The following is a 17924-nucleotide window of genomic DNA, read 5'->3' as shown; positions in this document are numbered from 1 at the left end:
GCATAGAGGGATGGAACCCCTGCGGACCTGAACTCGTTCCCTGAACGACTGATACCCGCTGGCTGTATGCCGGTTTGTCGCAAGGGAGAGGCGTCAGAAACCACGAGACCCGGGAGGATCCATGACGGAGAAACACAAGCATTTCGGCCTTGGGGCCGCCGCTGGCGTGGTCGGCCTGATCGTCCTTGCCGGGATCATCGGGCTGATCACCGTCTATTCCGGCGGCTACAATGTGGCGGCGACGGAGGATCATTCCGCCTTCGGCCGATGGGCGGCGTCAACCACGCTGAAGAATTCCATTCAATCCCGCGCGCCCACGGGTAGTGCACCGACCTTTACCCAGGCGATGGTCGAGGCGGGCGCGGGCGAATACAAGGCCATGTGCCAGCATTGCCATGGCGGCCCCGGGATTGACAGGGCCGGCTGGGCCGAAGCCATGCTGCCCCAGCCGCCCCATCTGAGCGAAGCAGCCGCCCATTGGAAGCCGAACGAGATCTACTGGATCCTCGATCACGGCATCAAGAGTTCCGGCATGCCCGCCTTCGGTCCATCCCATGACGAGGAGGCGCTGTGGAACATCACAGCCTTCGTCACCGACCTGCCGGGCATGACGCAGGTTGAGTATGAAGCGATGGGGTCGAGCGAACACCACGACGACGGTCATGAGCACTAAGGACAAGAAGGAGGGCCACGATATGCAGATGTCCTATTGGCGGTTCGCCGCGATGATCGCGACCTCGACAACGGTCATGTTCATCCTGATGTATTTCAACACCTATGCGTTCGAGCACATCTTCTGGAGCGAGACCCGCTTCTGGATGGCCTTCGTCATGGGCGCCGCCATGGCCGTGATTATGCTCGGCTTCATGCTGGCAATGTACAAGAACATGAAGGTCAATATCGGCATCTTCGTCGGCAGCGCTTTCGTCTTTGCCCTGACCTTGTGGCTTGTCCGCAGTCAGGCGACGGTCAACGATCAGGAATATATGCGGGCCATGATCCCCCATCACTCGATCGCCATCATGACCAGCGAACGAGCGCAGATCACCGACCCGCGGGTGCGCAAGCTCGCCGATGAGATCATCGCCGCCCAGGAACGCGAGATCGCCGAGATGAAATATCTGATCGCCGATCTCGAAGAAGCGGACGACTGAGGAGGGACCGATGACCAAACGATCTATGATCCCCTTTTTTCTCACCGCCGCCTCAGCGGCAGCGCTCGCCGGTTGTGGCGGGCCCGCCCCGGGAGAGGGAATGGAAAACGAAATGGCGCCGGAACCCATGCCTCAAATCGTCTCCGCCGACGAGGCCATTCACACCGCCGCCATTCCGGCGATCGATCCGGAAACCATGCAGACGGCGGAGATCGACAAGGTGCTGCCGCCCGGCGCCCGCTGCGGTTTCGCCTATACGGCGACAAGCCAGCCGGTTCTGTCCGGCAGCAATGGCGCCGGGGTCGTGAAGATCCACGGACGGCTGGTCGAGCTGCGCTCCGATGCGACGACGGCTGAGGCCTTGGCAGGCCCGACCACCTTTCAGACCGAAGGGATGCGTCTGACGGTGCGGCCGCTGGAGGAGAAGCCGCGCGTCCAAAACGGCGAGAGCCAGCAGAAGGCCGAGATGCATTTCGAGATCGAGGACGGCCTGACGGTCGGCTATCGCGGCTGGTATCGCTGCCAGTCTTCCGCAGCCTGACTTGCCCTCAACCCTGTTCCTTCCGGATCTCGGGCATCAGCTTGAACAGCATGGACGCCGACATCGAGATGCAGAGGAAACCGTTGAACGCCTCGACGCCAGCGATGAAGGCGAGATGCCCCTCGGGCATCGCCTTTCCGAGCCCGAGCGTGGTGAAGGTCGCGAGCGAGAAATAGTAGACATCCATGAAATCGGCGCCGGGCGGCTTGCTGAAGCTTCCGATACCGACGGCCCGGCCCAGCTCGAAGCCGGCGGCGTAAAGCCCGACTTCGGCGAAATGCAACAGGATCAAGCCGAGGCAGATGGCCCCGAACCGCGGCGCGGTCAGCTTGGCCGTTCGCACACTGACGCGGTTGAGGATCTCCCAGTGCAGCATCAGCGTGCCGACAAAAAGAGCAATGGACAGAAGGATAGCGAGGGTCAGGGGAAACCTCCTTTCGGGGCAGTGGTCATAGCGTCTTGCTCCTGAGGCGGAGGGCATTCGCGATGACCGAGATCGACGACAGGCTCATGGCTGCGGCCGCGATCATCGGGTTGAGGAGAATGCCGAAGAACGGGTAGAGGATGCCCGCGGCGACGGGCACGCCGACCGCATTGTAGACGAAGGCGAAGAAGAGGTTTTGCCTGATGTTCCGCATGGTGAGGGTGCTGAGCCGGTAGGCGGCGGCGATTCCGCGCAAATCTCCCTTCACCAGCGTGACACCGGCGCTTTCCATCGCCACATCGGTGCCGGTGCCCATGGCCACACCCACATCGGCCTTGGCGAGGGCGGGGGCGTCGTTGATCCCGTCACCTGCCATGGCCACCTTCGCCCCCGCGGCCTGGAGCTGCGAGACGATCTCGAACTTGTCTTCGGGCGAGACATCCGCATGCACCTCGTCGATGCCGAGCGTCTTGGCCACCGCTTCGGCTGTCGCCCGCGCATCCCCCGTCAGCATGACGACCTTTAACCCTTCGCGGTGCAGGGTCGCGATGGCGTCCGGGGTCGTCGTCTTGATGGGGTCGGCGACGGCGAGAAGCCCCGCGGGGCGTCCGTCCACCGCCACGAACATGACCGTCTCGCCCTCGGTGCGGCGACGGTCGGCTCGCTCGGCAAGGGCCGCGTCCTGGGCGCCCTCGGCGGTCATCAGCTTGGCGTTGCCGATCGCCACACGTCGACCCTCGACCGTGGCGATCGCGCCTTGTCCGGTCACGGACTGGAATCCGGAGGCGTCGGGCAGGGCGAGGCCCCGTTCGGTGGCGCTCCGGACGATCGCCTCGGCAAGGGGATGTTCCGAGCCCCGCTCGACCGCTGCCACGAGGGTGAGAAGATCGTCTTCGGAGGATGCCGTCGCCGGTTCGATGCCGACCAGGGCCGGGCGCCCCTCGGTCAACGTGCCGGTCTTGTCGACGACCAGCGTATCGACCTTCTCGAAGGTCTCGAGCGCCTCGGCGCTCTTGATGAGGATGCCTTCCCGGGCCCCCTTGCCGGTGCCGACCATGATCGACATCGGCGTCGCAAGCCCCAGGGCGCAGGGACAGGCGATGATCAGCACGGCGACCGCGTTGACCAGCGCATAGGAGAGCGCCGGCGAGGGTCCGAGGAGCCACCAGGCGATGAAGGCAATCACTGCCACCGCGATCACCGAGGGCACGAAGATCGCCGAGACCTGGTCCACCGTCTTCTGGATCGGGGCGCGCGAGCGCTGTGCCTCGCTGACCATACGGACGATCTGGGACAGGACGGTGTCCTCCCCGACCCGGTCCGCCACCATGAGGAAGCCGCCCGCCCCGTTGACCGTGCCGCCAGTGACCCGGTCGCCCGGTTCCTTGGTGACGGGCAGGGGCTCGCCGGTGATCATGCTCTCATCGACCGTGGAGCGGCCTTCGCTCACGGTGCCATCGACGGGCACCTTGTCGCCCGGGCGCACGCGGAGGCGGTCCCCCCCACGGATGTCGTCGATGGGCACACGGACATCTTCGCCATCGGTCCCGATGCGGATCGCTTCGGGCGGCGCCAGTTCAAGGAGGGCGCGGATTGCGCCGGAGGTGGCGCTGCGGGCGCGGAGCTCCAGGACCTGCCCCAGAAGGACGAGCGTCACGATGACGGCGGCCGCCTCGTAATAGACGGCGACATTGCCGTCAGGGCCGCGAAACGCGTCGGGAAAGAGGCCCGGGACCGCCGTGGCGACCAGCGAGTAGGCGAAAGCGACCCCGACGCCGAGGGCGATCAGGGAGAACATGTTGAGATGGCCGGTGCGGAAGGACCGGATTCCTCGGGCGAAGAACGGCCCGCCGCCCCACAGCACCACGGGCGCCGCGAGCAGAAGCTGAGCCCATTGCGCCCAGTCTTCCTCGATCAGCCGTCCCAGCGGGCGACCGGGCAGCATGTCGCCCATGGCGTAGAGGAAGAGGGGGATGGTGAGGATCGCCGAAAGCCAGAACCGCCGGGACATGTCGCGCAGCTCCGCATCGTCTTCCTCGCCGACCACCACGCCTTCGGGTTCGAGGGCCATGCCGCATAAGGGGCAGGGGCCTGTCTTCGGCGCCCGCACCTGCGGGTGCATCGGGCAGGTGTAGACCGTGCCGGTGAAGCCGTCCGGAATGGTGTCGTAGGCGCCTTTGTCCGTCGCCTTATCGTCATGGGCGTGGGGGGTGTGGCCGCTTTGATGGCAGTGATCACGGGACGTCATGATGCAGACCTCGGAGAAAGGGGCGGGAGAGAAGAACGATGCCGAAGGGTAAAATCAGCCATTGAAGGAACGGGGTGAGGCCGGTCCCGAGAACAGGAATGACCGGCATTCCGTCCGCATACGCCCAGCGGCCGAGGAGGTCGGTGAACACCCATTCGGCGGCGATGGTGATGCCAAGACCGGTGAGGACGAAGACGACCATGCCGCGCCGATCCTTCTCGAGGATCCAGCGGCGCGAGCCCGTGGCCAAGCGGGCCGCGAGGAACGCCGTCACGACGATCACCACATCGCCGATCGTGGCCATGGTGCAAATCCGGACACCCTGCCAGTGGCTGATGTCCGGCATGTCGGCATAATAGGGGACCTGCCAGAATTCCCATACGAAATGCAGAAGAAAGCCGAAGAGTGCCACGGCAAACTCCGGCGAGGAGAAGATGCGCCTCAGCCGCTCGCTCATCGCGCTGCTCCCGCTTCATCTCCCTGGCTTTGCTGAAGGAAGATCCGTTCCCCGACGAAGGTGAGGACAATGCCCACAAGGGCGATGGCGACCACCAACCAGTCCTGCTGGGCCTTCATGACGACGAAGGCGAGGAGCGCAACCGCATCGAGGATAATGGCGGTGATCACCACCCATCCCTTGGCGCCGACATCCTCCCGGAGATGACGCAAGAGGCCCCAATGGATGATGATGTCCATGACCAGGTAGAAGATGGCGCCAAGGGCCGCGATGCGGGTCAGGTCGAAGAAGGCGGCCAGCGTGCCGGCGAGCACCACGGTGTAGACGAGGAGGTGGCGGTGGATCGGCCCGCTCATCCCGAAGTGACGGTGCGGGATCAGCTTCATCTCCGTCAGCATGGTCAGCATGCGCGATACCGCGAAGACGCTGGCGAGGATCCCCGAGGCGGTGGCGATCAGCGCCACGGCCACGGTGAAACCGACGCCCAGCGATCCCACGGCCGGCCGGGCGGCCTCCGCCAGTGCATAATCCTTGGCCGCGACGATCTCTTCCACCGACAGGGTCGAGGCGACACCGAAGGCCACGACGAGGTAGACGAAGGCGCAGATGGCGAGGGAGATGATGATGGCCCGGCCGACATTCTTCTTGGGGTTCTTCACCTCGTCACCGGAATTGGTGATCGTCGTGAACCCCTTGAAGGCGAGGATGGCGAGGGCTGTTCCGGCGAGAAAGCCGAAGGCACCGGTGTCGTTAGCGAGCCCGTTCTCATAGGGCTCGAAGGAGAACCCCGCGGCCGCCATGGCCACGATCCCGAAGACGAGGATGCCCCCGATCTTCAGGATGGCGGCGATCTGGCTGATCCCGCCGATCCATTTGTTGTTCGCCACGTTCACGACGAAGGCGAAGACGACGAGACCGACCGCGAGGACGGGGATCAGCACGCTGTCGTCCGCCACCCCAAACGGTCGAAGCGCGTAGCTGCCGAAGGTCCGCGCAACGAGGCTTTCATTAATGATCATCGAGAACGCCATGAGGAGGGCGGCCGCCCCCGTCACGGTGGTCTGGCCATAGGCCTTCTTCAGGATCATCGCGATGCCGCCAGCGGACGGGTAGGCGCTCGCGACCTTGATGTAGCTGTAAGCGGAGAAGCCGCTGATCGCCGCGGCGAAGAGGAAGGCGAGGGGGAAGAGGTCACCGGACAGCTCGGCGACCTGCCCGGTAAGGGCGAAGATGCCCGCCCCGATCATCACGCCGGTCCCCATGGCAATCGTGCCCCATAGGGACAGGCTGCCTTGTTCGTAGGACTGATCTTTTGCCATCGACGGTGCCTCCCTAGAACCAGGCCCTGAGACCGGCGACCACCACCACCTCGTCCGTCTCCTGACCAAGCCGTTCCTGGAGGTCCGCGGTCTCCCCGAAGCGCGACCGCCATTCGGCGCCGACATAGGGGGCGAAGGAGCGCTTCACCTCATAGCGCAGCCGGGCCCCGAGGCTGACATCCGTCAGACCCGCGCCGACATCGCGCTCCTCAATGCTCTGGGCACTGAGGCCTGCTTCGAGACGCGGCTGGAGGATCAGTCGCTGGCTCAGGAACCATTCGACTTCGGCCTCCACGCGACCGGTCAGGTCGCCCTCTTCGGAGAGAAAGAGCGCGGCGTCCGTCTCGAACCAATAGGGCGCGAGCCCTTGGATACCAAGAACCGCGTGGGACAGCCCGTCGGGCTCGAGGTCCTGGCGAATACCGGTCTGAAGGTCGAAATAGGGCGAGATCGCCCGTGAATAAAGGAGCTGAACCTCCGCTTCCTCGACCTCATCATCGGTGAGCGAATAGTCGCCTTCGGATTTCACCCACACCTTGTTGATATCGCCGCCATAATAGCCCTGGACATCCCAGACGAGCGTCCCGTCTCCTTCCGTGTCCTGCCATTCGAGGCGGTCGATCATGGCGAGGCCGTAGCGGATGTCGCCGTTCTCGTCCTGGACCCGCCTACGGGCCTCGCGCATGGCCTCCGGGCCATAAACGCCATCGGCCGCTTCCCAAGGGGGATCTCTTTGCTCCTGAGCGTGAAGGGGTGTCAGGGTGAGGGGGGCCAGAAGGCCGATCAGACAAGCGGTTCTCATCAGTGCGTCCCTCCATGCTCGCCATGGTCCATGTCGCGCTTGACCGGCGTCTCCGCTGGATGGGTGGCCTGAGGCGGTCCTGCCCCGATCTCCCTCAGGGGTGGACGGTCGTCGCGTGGCAGCACGCTGACGACCTGCATCATGCCCGCATGCATGTGGTAGAGAAGGTGGCAGTGAAAGGCCCAGTCACCACGTTCGGGCGGCGTGATGTCCACGGACAGCTTCTCGCCGGGCTTGGTCAGGATGGTGTGGAGGCCAGGAAGGTAGCGCTCGCCGTCCTCGCCCTCATCATAGTCCGGGATGACCAGATCGAAGAACATCCCGTGCAGGTGGATCGGGTGCGGCATCATCGTGTCGTTCACGAGAGTCAGCCGGACCCGCTCGCCCTCGTAGAACTTGATCGAGTCTTCGACCTCGGAGAATTTCACACCATCGAAGGACCACATATAGCGCTCCATATTGGAGGTCAGATGGATCTCGACTTCCCGCTCGGGCGGTCGTCGATCCGTGTTCGGACGAAGGCTCCGCAACTGGGCATAGCTGAGGGTGCGGTGTGGGACGCGCTCAAGGCCGAGCCCCGGTTCATGCAGGCGACTGACGGGGTTCATCGCGACATTGGCGACGCCGGGGCCCATTGGGTGGTGGTGGTCGGTCATCGTCATGTCTCCATGATCCATCGCCATACCCGCCATGGCTCCGCCCGGTTCTGCATTCTCGGGATAGGTGAGGGCATGGCCCTGACCCTCCATGCCGGGCTCTGCGGGCGTCGCCATGTCGGACGCCATCATGCCGCTCATCCCCATATCCTTCATAGTGAGGAGCGGCCGTGGCCGCAGGGGTGGGGCCTCCGCAGTCTCCCCGAGACGTGGCGTCAGCGTCGCTAGCGCCTGGCCCGAACTGTCGATCGAGGCGGCGACGAGACGGTAGGCCCTGTCCTTTGGCTCCACGATCACGTCATAGGTCTCGGCGGTGCCGATCTGGAATTCCTCGAAGGTGACCGGCCGTACGTCGAGCCCGTGGGCGTTGATGACCGTCATCGGCAGGCCAGGAATCCGCACGTTGAAGATCGACATGGCGCTCGCATTGATGATCCGGAGGCGGACGCGTTCACCGGGTTCGAAGAAGCCGGTCCAGTTATCGTCCGGACCATGACCATTAACGAGGTACGTATATTGCGCCCCGTTCACATCGGCGAGGTCGGTCGGCATCATCCGCATGCGTCCCCACATCGCCCGGTTCCCGAGGGCGGCGCCGAGCCCGTCCTGACGCGCATCGGCCGCGAGATCCGCCGCGGTGCGTTTCTGGAAATTGAGCGTGTCGCCCATCTTCTTCAGTTGGGCGAAAAGGCGGTGGGGATCGGCAAACGTCCAGTCCGACAGGACGACAACGAATTCCCGGTCATAGCTCTCGGCCTCGGCCCGGGCAGGATCGATGACTAGGGGGCCGTAGAGCCCGAGCTGTTCCTGAAAGGCCGAATGGCTGTGGTACCAATAGGTGCCCGCCTGCTTGAGCGGGAAGCGATACTCGAAGGTCGAACGGGGCGCGATGCCGGGAAAGCTGACCCCCGGCACGCCGTCCATCGAGGCCGGCACGAGCAGGCCATGCCAGTGGATCGAGGACCATTCGTCGAGCGTGTTGGTCACGCGCAGAACGATGTCCTCCCCTTCCTGCATTCGGATGAGCGGCGCGGGCAGGGTGTCGTTCACCGTGACGGCGTGCCCCGCTCGCCCATCGATACGCACGGGCGTTCGTCCGATGGTCAGGTCGAATTGGTTCCGCGTCAGCGGGTCGAGGCCCCGATTGCCCTGCCGATCCGACTGAGCCCAGGCCGGAAGGAGGGACTGCGACGCAAGGGCGGTGGCGGCGGTTCCGATGAAATGGCGTCTATTCAGCATGCTGATATCCTGTGGTTCATTGTCCTGTTCTCGAAAGCGAGCAGGGCCGTCTCACCGTCTGATGACATCGAACAAAGTAACGGGATCAAAGGGGGCCGCGAACGCAAAGGGTGCCGACGGGCGGGCGACAAAGAACGAAGCCTCTTCCGCCGGTGCGGAATGCGTACTGATGTTCCCTTCGCTCTCGAAAAGCTGGGCGGCAGGTTCGCTCAGGCAGGCCGTGCATATTTCGCGGCAGGCACTGCCCACCCCATAATGGGAATGCAGCTCGACCGCAGACGCATCCTTCGCGACATCCATGGACGATCGGGCCGTGGCGGTTTGAGGCAGGCAAACCAGCGTCCCGAGAACGATCAGGAGCGCAAGGAGCAACCCGATTGTGCGCCGCGAAGTCGTTATTTCTTTCGCCAGATCCATGCGAACCACATCTATACCCCTAAGGGGTATGGCTTCGCCGCTGAACATTCAAGAGCAGTCTTCAGTTGTCGCGGTCGGCACAGCTCTCTCACCTCTGTTAACAACGAATGCCTCAGACGGACGAACGTTCCGGTGACGCCTGGGAAGTACGGCGAGGCTTTCGTCCGGAGCCGGTTGCGTTCGGCCGGAATGCGTCGCACATCTATACCCCTAACGGAGTATGCGATGAGAGCCGAGACCAAGACCTCTGCAATGAAACGCCTGGCGCGTATCGAAGGCCAGGTGCGCGGCGTGGCGAAGATGGTCGATACCGATCGCTACTGCATAGACGTCGTCCGCCAGGTCCAGGCGATCAAGGCGGCGCTGGGCAGCCTCGAGAAGGTTGTGCTGGATGACCACCTCGATACCTGTGTCGAGCACGCCCTCTGCTCGGAGGATCTCGACGCACGGCGAGAGAAGGTTGAGGAACTCGTCGCGGTTCTCGGCGGCCGTCGGAAATAGGCTATTGTCCCCGCTGGTCCGACAGTCCGTTTCTGCGATCAGATACCCAGCCGCAGCCCGACAGGGTGTGCCACAAATTGGCCCGGGACTGTGCTACAGATTTTGTCTCGACATGCGTTATCTCCTTGATATATAATAGGGAAAATTTCGTTTCTAGGCCCGTCACTCGCGCCACTTTCTGCTTAGCAGGAAGTGGCCGTTCCCCCGAAAATCGATCATCGCCAGGGGCGGCATGCGCCGTCCCTTTCCGCTCGCGGCGGATGCGCCATAGCGTCCGGCGATGCTTTCCGTATACGGTTCCGGATTGGCGCGCCGCTGCGCAGCGCCGGGCAGACCCGCAACGTGCAGCGTCTTGCGAAGGAAAGCCGGGTTGGGCACCGTCCATGCGGATGCCGCGCCGCCCGGGACAGCGGGGCAGGGCTCCGGTCAGGAAGGGGAGGCGAGAGCCCGCAATGGGAACGCTCGAAGGGGCTGCTCTGCACCCGGTCGATATCGCGATGCTCGGGCTCTATGCGATCGCGATGGTCGCCCTGGGCATATGGGCAGCGCGGCGCAGCCACGACGCCGAGGACTATTTCCTGGCGGGCCGGCGCATGATCTGGCCGGTGATCGGCTTTTCGCTGTTCGCCTCGAACATCTCCTCGACGACCCTGGTGGGCCTGGCGGGCAGCGCCTACGGCTCGGGGATCTGGGTCTTCAACTATGAGTGGATGGCGGCGGTAGTCCTGGCCTTCTTCGCGCTCTTCGTCCTGCCGCAGGTCCTGCGCAGCCAGGTCTATACCATGCCGGAATTCCTCGAGCGGCGCTTCGGGCGGGCGGCGCGGCTCTATTTCGCCGGCCTCACTTTGTTCCTGAACGTCGTGGTGGATACGGCCGCGAGCCTCTACGCCGGTGCGCTTCTCGTGCAGCTCGTCTTTCCCGGCGCCGCGGTTTGGGAGACCGTGGCGATCCTGGCGGTGATCGCCGGGGGCTACACGATCCTCGGCGGGCTGTCGGCGGTGATGGTGACCGACGTCATCCAGGCCGTCCTCCTCCTGATCGGGGCCTGCGTGATCTCCGCCATCGCCCTTGCGGAGGTCGGGGGATGGGGCGCGGTCGCGGGGGCGGTCTCCGCGGACAAGCTGTCACTGGTCCGTCCCGTGACGGATCCGGACATGCCGTGGCCGGCGCTCCTGACAGGGGTGCCGCTTCTCGGCTTTTATTTCTGGGGCACGAACCAGTTCATGGCGCAGCGTTTCCTAGCCGCCCGCGACGCCAATCACGCCCGCTGGGGCGCGATCCTGGCCGGCTTCCTCAAGCTGCCGGTCCTGTTCATCATGGTCCTGCCCGGAACGCTCGCCATCCTCCTCTACCCCGAGCTTCCGCGGGCGGATCTGGTCTATCCCACCCTCATGTTCGACCTTCTCCCGGTCGGGCTCCTGGGCCTCGTGCTGGCAGGGTTCTTCGCGGCCCTGATGAGCCTCATCGATTCGACCCTCAACTCCGCCTCCACCATGGTGACGATGGATTTCGTGCGGACGGCGCGGCCGGGCCTATCGGCCGGGGCGCTGATGCAGATCGGTCGGCTCGTGACCTTCCTCGTCATGCTGTTCGGCGTGATCTGGGCGCCGCAGATCGGACGCTTCGAATCGATCTTCGAATATATCCAGCAGGTGCTGAGCTATACGGTCGGTCCAGTGGTCGCGCTCTATCTCGTCGGCACATTCTGGCCGCGCGCGAACAGGCAGGGTGCGAATGCGGCCCTGCTCCTCGGCACGCTGAGCGGCCTCGCGCTTTTCGCGGGGCAGGTGGTCGGACCGGGGCTCGGCGCGCAGCCGCTCATCGGCTGGAGCCATTGGCACTGGCTTTATGTCGCCCCGGCCGTCGCGCTGGTCTCGGCGCTGATCATGGCGGCCGTCTCCCTTGCGACGCCGCCGCCGGACCGGGCGCAGGTGGATGCCTATGTCTGGACGCCGCGCGTCTATGCGGCAGAGACCGAGGCGTTGCGCGCCCTGCCATGGTGGCAGAACTACCGCCTCCAATTCCTCGGCCTGATGGGGCTCTGCGCGATCCTGCTGATCGCCTTCTGGTAGCGCTCAGCCGCTGCTGTCGCGCACGATCAGGCGCGGCTCGATCAGCCGGCCGCGGACCGTCCCGCCCCCGATCGCGGCGAGGAGCGTCTCGACCAGGAGGCGGCCGCCCTCGGCGATCCCCTGGCTCACCGTCGTCAGGGCGGGAGAGGCCGAGCGGGCCGAATGGATGTCGTCGTAGCCCGTCACGGCCACGTCGTCCGGCACGCGAAGGCCGGCCTCGCGCAGCGCTGCGATCGCCGCCATGCCGATGACATCCGTCGCCGCGACGATCCCGTCGATCGAGGGCGCCGCCTCGAGAAAGCGCTGGGCCGCGTCCATCGCATCGGCGGGATCGAAGCGGGCGGGCACGATGAGCTCCGCATCGACAGCGAGGCCGGCCGCCTTGAGCGCATCCTTGTAGCCCTCGCAGCGCTGCGAGATCTCCGGCTCGCCCGGATCGCCGAGAAAGGCGATGCGCTCGCGCCCGCGGGACAGGAGGTGCTCCGTCGCCAGCGCGCCGCCGCGGCGGTTGTCGACGCCGACGAGCAGATAGTCGCCCGCCACTTCGGGATCGCCCCATATGACGACCTGCCTGTGCTGCGAGGTGAAGGCCCGCAAATGGGTCTGGTCGCGGCCCTGCCCGATGATGATCACGCCGTCGGCCCGGCCCGAGGTGAGCGGGTTCGGGCGCATGCGACCGTCCGCCCCGACCGCCCAGGGCGTCCTCTTGGACAGGAGCATGTCGTAACCCGCATCGGTGAGGGCGTCGGCGAGGGCGCCAATCATGTCGAGGAAGAAGGGGTCGGACATGTGCTGCCGGCCGTATTCCTCGACGGGAATGACGACCTCGACCGTCTGCGACCGGCGGCGCTTGAGGCGCTGGGCGTTGAGGTTGACCGAGAAGCCGAGCTCGGCCGCCAGCGCCTCCACCTTGGCGCGGGTCTCAGCCTTGACGAGGGAGGAGCCGGCGAGGGCGCGGGAGACGGTGGACTCCGATACGCCCAGCTGCCGCGCGATGTGGGACATCGTCGCCGGCTGCCGCTCCTCGCCGCTCTCGTGCCTCGCGTCCTCCGCCATTCGTCCCCTCGCTCTGCTCCGCAGGCTCGCCCCGGCGCTTCCCTACCAGACCGAGCGGCAAAGAACGAACCCGCGCGCCGGCACCTTTACGGGATAGCTGCCCGGCGCGTCGGGCGAGGCCGCGCAGGCGCCCCGAAGCCCGGACCATTGAGCCGATCGCGCATCCACCGGCACCGAAGCCTCCCGCGGGCGGTTCTCGGCATTGGCCACCATGAGGATCTCGCGGCCGATCGCCTCATCGAGGCGCGAGAAGGCATAGAGGCCGCCTTCGGCCTCGCTCAGCCGCTCGACCTGCGCGCCCCGGCGCAGGGCCGGCTCCTGCTTGCGCAGGGCCGCCATCTCCGACACGAAACGGTAGAGCGGGTGGTCGGGGTCGAAATTGCTCCGGGCCGTCGTGGCGTCGGTGCCCAGAAGATCGTTGTCGTTATAGACCGCGACCCGGCTTTCGAACATGTCCTCGCGCGCATCCTTGTCGTTTCCGTCCGAGACGAAACCCTGCTCCGAGCCGGCATAGAGCGTCGGCACGCCGCGGGCCGTCATCAGGAGCGCATAGCCGAGGCGCACGCGGTCGAGCACCTCCTGGGGGGTCGCCTCCGGCCGGGCACGCGCGACCATGGTCGAGAAGCGGCCGTCATCATGGTTGCCGATGAAGGTCGGAAGCCTGCGTGCCGCCTCTTCGCCGCCCTCATAAAGGATATCGGCGGCGAAGACCTCGGATAGGGCGCTCGTCGGCTCGCCGCGCGCGACGACGTCGATGATCGCGTCCCGGAGCGCGAAATCCAGCACCGCCTCGAAGCCGTGCCGCCGCGTATGCTCCGCCAGGACTGCCGGATCGCTCATGGCGACCTCGCCGAAGACGAAGAAGCCCGGCCGCCCCGCTTCTTCCGCGCGCTGCTGCATGGCGGGCAGGAAGGACCGCCAGAAGCCCGGCTCCACATGCCGCGCCGTATCCACCCGGAAGCCGTCCACGCCGAAGCGCGCGATCCAGTCGCCATAGATGTCGATCATGCCTTCCACCACGCGCGGATGCTCCGTCATCAGATCGTCGAGGCCGGAGAAGTCGCCATAGAGCGAGCTCTCGCCGCGAAAGGCCGAGTTGCCGCGATTGTGGTAGTAGATCGGGTCGTTGAGCCAGGCGGGCGCCTTCGCCTCCCGCTCTTCATCCGGAACGAACGGCGTGAAGGCGTAGTCCGGACGCTCGAGGCGTTCGAAGTTCTCTTCCGTTCGGACAGCGTCCCCGAGGAAGCCGTCATTGATCCGCTCGCCCTCCGGGCCGCCGCGCGTCGTGTAGGGATAGTCGGCCAAGGACCTGTAGCCGCACTTTCCGTCCGCGATGCATTCTTCGTACTGGATGACATCGGCCGTGTGGTTCACCACGATATCGAGAAAGACCTTGATGCCGCGGGCATGCGCCGCGTCCACCAGCGACTTCAGCTCTTCCTTCGTCCCGAGATGCGGATCGACATCGGTGAAGTCGGTGATCCAGTAGCCGTGATAGGCGGCGCTCTCCTGTCCGGGCGGCCCCTGGACAGGCTTGTTCACATAGACCGGCCCCAGCCAGATCGCCGTTGCGCCCAGGCCCTCGATATAGTCGAGGCGCGCCGCGAGCCCCGCGAGGTCGCCGCCGTGATAGAACCCCTTGTCCGATGGGTCGTAGCCGGTGGCGAGGCGGTCGCCGGACAAGCCGCCCCGGTCGTTCGACGGATCGGCGTTCTCGAACCGGTCCGGCAGAAGGAAATAGATGATCTCGTCCTCGGCCGGCCGGTCGAGGGAAGGAGCCTGTGCCGCCGCCGTCGCCGGGAAAAGAGCCAGTGCGCCGAGCGCCGCGTGCGTGATCCGTTTCATGACGTCCTCCCGATTTCTCGCGCAGCGCACTGTTATCGCCTTCGCGCCGCCGGCCTTCAGGCTGTCTCAATCGGCGCTCTCTTGCAATTGATTGCATTTTTGCCGGTGCAATGAATGACATCGTTTGCATTACGCAGCGTTCAGCCCTAGCTTCCGCGCCGAGGCCGCGCCCAAGCGGCGAAGAACGAGGCTCCGGGCAAGGAGCCGGAAACGGGAGGAAGAGCGATGATGTTCAAAGCCAGGCTGGGCCGCGCGGCCCTGATGATGAGCGCGGCGACCGGCGCGGCGCTCGTTCTGGGCGCTGCGAACGCGCAGGAAGACGACACGGCGGACGAGATCGCGGATTACGCGATCGACGACGACTATGATCAGGACGTGATCGTCGTCGAAGGTTTCGCCCGCTCGATTCAGAACGCCGTCACGACGAAGCGCAACGCCGATTCGATCGTCGAGGCGGTGTCGGCCGAGGATATCGGCAAGCTGCCGGACGTCTCCATCGCCGAGGCGCTCGGCCGCCTGCCCGGCCTTGCGACCCAGCGGGTCGAGGGCAGGGCGCAGAACCTGTCGATCCGCGGCCTCGGCCCCGATTTCTCGACGGCGCTCCTCAACGGGCGCCAACAGGTCTCGACCGGCGACAATCGCGGCGTCGAATTCGACCAGTACCCGGCGGAGCTCCTGCAGGCGGCGGTCGTCTACAAGACGCCCTATGCAGGCCTGATCGGACAGGGCCTCGCGGGCACGGTCGACCTTCGGACCCTTCGCCCGCTGGAGCAGTCGGAGCGCATCTTGTCCACGAGCCTGCGCTATGAGTTCAACGGCACGGATGCGCTGAACCCCGATGCCGATGACAGCGGCTGGCGGGCGACGGCCACTTACGCCGACCAGAATGCGGACGGCACGTTCGGCTGGGCCTTCGGCGCGGCCTATCAGGGCACGCCGACCCAGAACGAGCGCTTCAACGCCTGGGGCTATCCGCCGTCCTTCATCACGCCCGAAGGCACCGTCACGATCGACAGCCAGCGCCAGATCGCGGGCGGCGACACGCCCGACGATGACAGCGACGACGAGTTCCTGAGCTTCGACGAGTACGGCGCGGTGATCGGCGGCGCCAAGCCCTATGTCCAGTCGAACGAGCTCGAGCGGATCGGCCTGATCGGCATCGTGGAATGGCAGCCGGTCGACGCCTTCTCGGCGGCCGTGGACGTCTATTACACCGACTTCCAGGAAGATCAGTATCTGCGCGGCGTCGAGCTGCCTCTTCTGTGGGGGGGCGGCCCCGTGGTCGAGGCCGGCACGCCGGTGCTCGACGACGGCTTCGTGACCGAAGGCGTCTACTCGCCTGTCTACGGCGTAGTCAGGAACGACTTCAACCGTCGCGAGGCGGAGCTGTTCTCGGCCGGGCTCAACACGACCTACGACCTGTCGGAGACGTGGATCGCCGAGGCGGACATCGCCTATTCGGTGGCCGACCGCGAGGACCAGCTGATCGAAAGCTATTCGGGAACGAGCTACAACAGAGGCGCGGCCGGGGGCGATCCGGGCAACCGCCTCGCTTTTCAGCGGACGGAGGATGGCTTCTTCTATTTCAACTCGCTCAATCTCGACTATGGCGATCCGGGCTCTTTCGTCCTGACCGACCCGCAGGGCTGGGGCGGGGGCAATACCGACCCCAACACCGGCAATCCGCTGGTGCAGGCCGGATTCATCAACAATCCGATCACCGAGGACGAGCTGTTCCAGGTCGAGGCCTCGCTCAAGAAGATCCTCGAGAACGGCTTCCTCGAAGAAGTCGAGGCGGGCGTGAACTTCTCGAACCGCGAGAAATCGCGCGTCTTCGAGCAGTCCTTCCTGACCCTGCCGAACGGCGCGACCGAGGCGCCGATCCCGCAGGAGGCGCTGCTCGACGAGCAGGCGGGCATGGATTATCTTGGCATTCCCGCCCAGGTGACCTACGATCCGCGCTATCTGGTCGACAATTTCTACGTGCCGCTCGCCGTCGCCGGCTCGTCCCTGAACTTCCCGCAGGACTGGAACGTCGAAGAGGAGATCTGGCAGGGCTGGATCCGCGCCGATCTCGACGCCATGCTCGGTCAGGTGCCGCTGACGGGCAATGTCGGCGTGCAGGTGGTGCACACGAACCAGACATCCTCCGGCATTCGGATCCAGCCGGGCGAGGACGTCAGCGATGCGGGTTCGATCGGCGCGAACATCGTCGACGTGACGGACGGCGATGAGTATACGGATGTTCTGCCCAGCGTGAACCTGATCTTCTCGGTCACGGAGGAGACCCAGATCCGCTTCGGCGCTGCCCGGACGCTGGCCCGCGCGCGGATGGACAACCTCAACGCCAGCCTGAACCTCAGCCTCCAGCCGCAATTCCTGGGCAATCCGCTCGAATCCGGACAGGTCTACTTCAACGCCAATGGCGGCAACCCGCAGCTGCGGCCCTATATCGCCGACGGCGTAGACCTGTCGGTCGAGCACTATTTCAGCCCCGGCGGCTATGTGGCGCTGGCCGGCTACTACAAGGACCTCAAGGACTATGTGAACGAGTCGAGCTCCTTCGTGGCCGACTTCAGCCAGTTCCTGAACGAAGTGCCCGACGACCTCGTGGACGATCTCGGAACGACGGACGGCATCGTCTCGGGCCCGACCAATGAAGGCGACGGCGAAATCATGGGCGCGGAGTTCAGCTTCGCCGTGCCCTTCGGCGACTTCGCCGAACCGCTGCGCGGGCTCGGCGTTCTCGGCTCGGTCTCCTACACCGACAGCGAGGTGACGCTGACAGAAGGCGCGGATGCCATCCAGGTGCCCGGCCTGTCCAAATGGGTCGGCAATGCGACCGCCTATTTCGAGCGCGGCGGGTTCGAGAGCCGGGTGAGCTATCGGTATAGGGACGAGTTCCTGGCAGAGGTGTCCGGCATCTCCGCCAACCGGCTCTTCCGCACCGCCAAGTCCGAGGGCATCGTCGATGCCCAGATCGGCTACCGCTTCGAAGAGGGCGGGCCGCTCGACGGCCTGTCCGTTTCCCTGCAGGCGCTGAACCTGACCGACGAGCCCTTCATCACCCTTGACGGAGACGGCTCTGACGAGCGGCGGGTGATCGATTATCAGAGCTATGGCCGCACCTATCTGATCGGCGCGTCCTACCGGTTCTGATCGGCGGCGGGCGCGGTCCCTCTCAGGGCCGCGC

Annotated in this window: 15 protein-coding genes; 6 read left to right on the top strand and 9 right to left on the bottom strand. The window is 65.3% G+C overall.

Annotation, left to right across the window (positions count from 1 at the left end; translation table 11 throughout):
• Nucleotides 1-121 precede the first annotated feature (121 nt).
• From IE88_RS0108520 to IE88_RS0108510, 3 genes are all read left to right on the top strand, one after another.
• On the top strand, nucleotides 122-673 hold the full coding sequence (locus IE88_RS0108520) for a c-type cytochrome (protein WP_036766914.1): 552 nt from the start codon (nucleotides 122-124) through the stop codon (nucleotides 671-673).
• Nucleotides 663-1154: a DUF305 domain-containing protein gene (locus IE88_RS0108515; RefSeq protein WP_202900464.1), complete on the top strand. Its 492-nt coding sequence runs from the start codon at nucleotides 663-665 to the stop codon at nucleotides 1152-1154. The genes IE88_RS0108520 and IE88_RS0108515 overlap by 11 nt, the downstream gene beginning before the upstream one ends.
• Before the next feature lie 127 nt (nucleotides 1155-1281).
• A complete protein-coding gene (locus IE88_RS0108510) occupies nucleotides 1282-1695 on the top strand; it encodes a hypothetical protein (RefSeq protein WP_156032511.1) in 414 nt (137 codons plus the stop codon).
• 7 nt (nucleotides 1696-1702) lie between these two features.
• On the opposite strand, the gene IE88_RS0108505 is transcribed toward IE88_RS0108510, so the two are convergent.
• The 7 genes from IE88_RS0108505 to IE88_RS0108475 all read right to left on the bottom strand — a co-directional run bounded on the left by IE88_RS0108505 (nucleotide 1703) and on the right by IE88_RS0108475 (nucleotide 9257).
• Nucleotides 1703-2071, bottom strand: coding sequence for an ion channel (locus IE88_RS0108505; protein ID WP_081871544.1), 369 nt, complete (start codon nucleotides 2069-2071; stop codon nucleotides 1703-1705).
• 73 nt (nucleotides 2072-2144) lie between these two features.
• Nucleotides 2145-4367, bottom strand: coding sequence for a copper-transporting P-type ATPase (locus tag IE88_RS0108500; RefSeq protein WP_031552998.1), 2223 nt, complete (start codon nucleotides 4365-4367; stop codon nucleotides 2145-2147).
• On the bottom strand, nucleotides 4354-4824 hold the full coding sequence (locus tag IE88_RS0108495) for a hypothetical protein (protein WP_031552994.1): 471 nt from the start codon (nucleotides 4822-4824) through the stop codon (nucleotides 4354-4356). Before IE88_RS0108495 ends, IE88_RS0108500 begins: the two co-directional genes overlap by 14 nt.
• On the bottom strand, nucleotides 4821-6143 hold the full coding sequence (locus tag IE88_RS0108490) for an APC family permease (RefSeq protein ID WP_031552992.1): 1323 nt from the start codon (nucleotides 6141-6143) through the stop codon (nucleotides 4821-4823). Before IE88_RS0108490 ends, IE88_RS0108495 begins: the two co-directional genes overlap by 4 nt.
• Before the next feature lie 13 nt (nucleotides 6144-6156).
• On the bottom strand, nucleotides 6157-6945 hold the full coding sequence (locus tag IE88_RS0108485; RefSeq protein WP_031552982.1) for a copper resistance protein B: 789 nt from the start codon (nucleotides 6943-6945) through the stop codon (nucleotides 6157-6159).
• Entirely contained in the window at nucleotides 6945-8840 is a 1896-nt protein-coding gene (locus tag IE88_RS0108480; RefSeq protein ID WP_031552979.1) for a copper resistance system multicopper oxidase, read from the bottom strand. The genes IE88_RS0108485 and IE88_RS0108480 overlap by 1 nt, the downstream gene beginning before the upstream one ends.
• Before the next feature lie 51 nt (nucleotides 8841-8891).
• Nucleotides 8892-9257: a hypothetical protein gene (locus IE88_RS0108475; protein WP_156032509.1), complete on the bottom strand. Its 366-nt coding sequence runs from the start codon at nucleotides 9255-9257 to the stop codon at nucleotides 8892-8894.
• Between the two features lie 225 nt (nucleotides 9258-9482).
• On the opposite strand from IE88_RS0108475, the gene IE88_RS0108470 reads away from it, so the two are divergent.
• Entirely contained in the window at nucleotides 9483-9758 is a 276-nt protein-coding gene (locus IE88_RS0108470; protein WP_031552973.1) for a metal-sensitive transcriptional regulator, read from the top strand.
• A gap of 452 nt (nucleotides 9759-10210) precedes the next feature.
• Nucleotides 10211-11830 carry a sodium:solute symporter gene (locus IE88_RS0108465; RefSeq protein WP_031552970.1) on the top strand — a complete coding sequence of 540 codons (1620 nt, stop codon included), beginning with the start codon at nucleotides 10211-10213 and terminating at the stop codon, nucleotides 11828-11830.
• A 3-nt stretch (nucleotides 11831-11833) separates the two neighbouring features.
• On the opposite strand, the gene IE88_RS0108460 is transcribed toward IE88_RS0108465, so the two are convergent.
• Together IE88_RS0108460 and IE88_RS0108455 are read right to left on the bottom strand one after the other, a co-directional pair.
• Nucleotides 11834-12886 carry a LacI family DNA-binding transcriptional regulator gene (locus IE88_RS0108460; protein WP_051881731.1) on the bottom strand — a complete coding sequence of 351 codons (1053 nt, stop codon included), beginning with the start codon at nucleotides 12884-12886 and terminating at the stop codon, nucleotides 11834-11836.
• A 42-nt stretch (nucleotides 12887-12928) separates the two neighbouring features.
• Entirely contained in the window at nucleotides 12929-14731 is a 1803-nt protein-coding gene (locus IE88_RS0108455) for an alpha-amylase family glycosyl hydrolase (RefSeq protein ID WP_031552957.1), read from the bottom strand.
• 225 nt (nucleotides 14732-14956) lie between these two features.
• On the opposite strand from IE88_RS0108455, the gene IE88_RS0108450 reads away from it, so the two are divergent.
• Nucleotides 14957-17890 (top strand): TonB-dependent receptor, encoded by a 2934-nt coding sequence (locus IE88_RS0108450; RefSeq protein ID WP_031552954.1) that lies wholly within the window; start codon nucleotides 14957-14959, stop codon nucleotides 17888-17890.
• The last annotated feature ends 34 nt before the right edge of the window (nucleotides 17891-17924 follow it).

Origin of the sequence: Parvularcula oceani, from assembly GCF_000733125.1 — a bacterium.
Taxonomy (GTDB): domain Bacteria; phylum Pseudomonadota; class Alphaproteobacteria; order Caulobacterales; family Parvularculaceae; genus Parvularcula; species Parvularcula oceani.
This window is presented reverse-complemented; position numbering and strand designations above follow the sequence as displayed.

Coding starts and splice junctions, on each gene's coding strand:
- IE88_RS0108520 (WP_036766914.1), top strand. CDS start 122: ATGACGGAGAAACACAAGCATTTCGGCCTTGGGGCCGCCGCTGGCGTG.
- IE88_RS0108515 (WP_202900464.1), top strand. CDS start 663: ATGAGCACTAAGGACAAGAAGGAGGGCCACGATATGCAGATGTCCTAT.
- IE88_RS0108510 (WP_156032511.1), top strand. CDS start 1,282: ATGCCTCAAATCGTCTCCGCCGACGAGGCCATTCACACCGCCGCCATT.
- IE88_RS0108505 (WP_081871544.1), bottom strand. CDS start 2,071: ATGCTGCACTGGGAGATCCTCAACCGCGTCAGTGTGCGAACGGCCAAG.
- IE88_RS0108500 (WP_031552998.1), bottom strand. CDS start 4,367: ATGACGTCCCGTGATCACTGCCATCAAAGCGGCCACACCCCCCACGCC.
- IE88_RS0108495 (WP_031552994.1), bottom strand. CDS start 4,824: ATGAGCGAGCGGCTGAGGCGCATCTTCTCCTCGCCGGAGTTTGCCGTG.
- IE88_RS0108490 (WP_031552992.1), bottom strand. CDS start 6,143: ATGGCAAAAGATCAGTCCTACGAACAAGGCAGCCTGTCCCTATGGGGC.
- IE88_RS0108485 (WP_031552982.1), bottom strand. CDS start 6,945: ATGAGAACCGCTTGTCTGATCGGCCTTCTGGCCCCCCTCACCCTGACA.
- IE88_RS0108480 (WP_031552979.1), bottom strand. CDS start 8,840: ATGCTGAATAGACGCCATTTCATCGGAACCGCCGCCACCGCCCTTGCG.
- IE88_RS0108475 (WP_156032509.1), bottom strand. CDS start 9,257: ATGGATCTGGCGAAAGAAATAACGACTTCGCGGCGCACAATCGGGTTG.
- IE88_RS0108470 (WP_031552973.1), top strand. CDS start 9,483: ATGAGAGCCGAGACCAAGACCTCTGCAATGAAACGCCTGGCGCGTATC.
- IE88_RS0108465 (WP_031552970.1), top strand. CDS start 10,211: ATGGGAACGCTCGAAGGGGCTGCTCTGCACCCGGTCGATATCGCGATG.
- IE88_RS0108460 (WP_051881731.1), bottom strand. CDS start 12,886: ATGGCGGAGGACGCGAGGCACGAGAGCGGCGAGGAGCGGCAGCCGGCG.
- IE88_RS0108455 (WP_031552957.1), bottom strand. CDS start 14,731: ATGAAACGGATCACGCACGCGGCGCTCGGCGCACTGGCTCTTTTCCCG.
- IE88_RS0108450 (WP_031552954.1), top strand. CDS start 14,957: ATGATGTTCAAAGCCAGGCTGGGCCGCGCGGCCCTGATGATGAGCGCG.